The organism is Treponema sp. R8-4-B8 (assembly GCF_054786175.1).
Map to the genome: position 1 here is coordinate 1 of NZ_BDHE01000084.1, position 1,726 is coordinate 1,726.

Sequence of the window (1,726 nt, forward strand, 5' to 3'; positions counted from 1 at the left end):
GACTATACCAATTTTGTCCGTATATTTTCCATCTGGAAACCAAACGCCCTTGACGGCATGGACAGCCGTTATATAGGCCGCCCGGGATCAACGGCCACGGGGCAGTACGCGATGACATGGGGCAGGGATACCGGAGAGATAGTGGTAACGCCAAACCTGGTTGTTGATCAAGTTACGGCATGGTTGAACGGCCCAGACAATAAAAAAGACAGGGTTGAAAATATCACGCCTTTTAAGGTGGTAGGAAAAGACACCTTTATTTTAAGGTTGGGAGTCCCAATAATAAATAAGCGGACTAATGAAACAGTCGGGAATATTACCTGCCTTATAGACATTGCGCCGATGCAGGCTGTATTGGAAAACGCCCTTAAAGCTTTTGAAGAAATTTGGGCTATTTCCATTTATACCAATAACGGAAATATTTTGGCGAGTTTCATGCCGGAAAGAATAGGAAAGACTCTGATGGAAGCGGATTTGCAATACGGAAGCGGCCAGCTTAGAGATCAGGCAAATCAGGCGGTTCTTCAGGGAAAAGAATTTTATTGTAAAAACTGGGCGCCTCTTTTAAAAGAGAACCTGCACATGTTTATGCTGCCTTTTGAAATAGGCAATTCCGGCGTTACGTGGACAATAATGATGGGGTCGGCGGACAGTTACATTATGAAAGACGTTAACGCAATGACCAGATTTACCATTATTATGGCGGCAATAGCGATCTTAGCGGCGGCGGCTATAATGTATTTTATTTTAAACGGGATATTAAAGCCAATCACCACGGTAGCCAGTGTTCTTCAAAATGTAGCCAAGGGCGATCTGACGCGGGACATCAATGTCCATACAAAAGACGAGATAGGCGATCTTGCCCGTGACTTTAACTCGACATTGGATAAAATTAAAAACATGGTTGGAACCATCAAGAATGAGGCAGGAATGCTGTCCGATATTGGCAATGCCCTTTCCAGCAACATGACCGAGACCGCCGCGGCAGTAAACCAAATAACCGCCAACATTCAGAGCGTCAAGGGCAGGGTAATAAACCAGAGCGCAAGCGTAACCGAAACCAACGCGACTATGGAACAGGTTATTACCAACATCAATAAACTCAACGGCCATGTTGATAACCAGAGCCGCAATGTTTCCCAAGCTTCATCCGCCATTGAAGAAATGGTAGCCAATATCGGTTCAGTGACCAACACGCTGGTCAACAATGCCGACAATGTTAAGACACTAATAGAGGCATCCGAAGTAGGACGGTCAGGTTTGCAGGAAGTTGCAACGGACATTCAGGAAATATCCCGCGAGTCCGAAGGGCTTTTGGAAATTAACGCGGTAATGGAAAATATCGCAAGCCAGACCAATTTGCTTTCGATGAACGCCGCAATAGAAGCCGCGCACGCCGGAGAAGCGGGAAAAGGTTTTGCCGTAGTCGCTGATGAAATCCGCAAACTTGCTGAAAGTTCAAGCGATCAGTCCAAAACTATTGGCACTGTATTGAAAAAGATAGCGGAATCAATCAAAAAAATTACAGCTTCCACCGATAACGTGCTTAAGAGATTCGAGGCGATTGATTCAGGCATAAAGACTGTGGCGGATCAGGAAGGGAATATCCGCAACGCAATGGAAGAGCAAGGAGAAGGAAGCAAACAAGTACTGCAAAGCGTCGGCGGCTTGAATGACCTTACCCGCCAGGTAAAAAGCGGTTCTGAGGAAATGCTTAACGGCAGTC

1 protein-coding gene is annotated in these 1,726 nt (G+C 45.9%); it reads left to right on the forward strand.

Translation table 11 applies throughout. The features are described 5' to 3' along the window. On the forward strand, positions 1-1,726 hold a 1,726-nt coding region (locus ACYVRA_RS06385), incomplete at both ends, for a methyl-accepting chemotaxis protein (protein WP_461251914.1).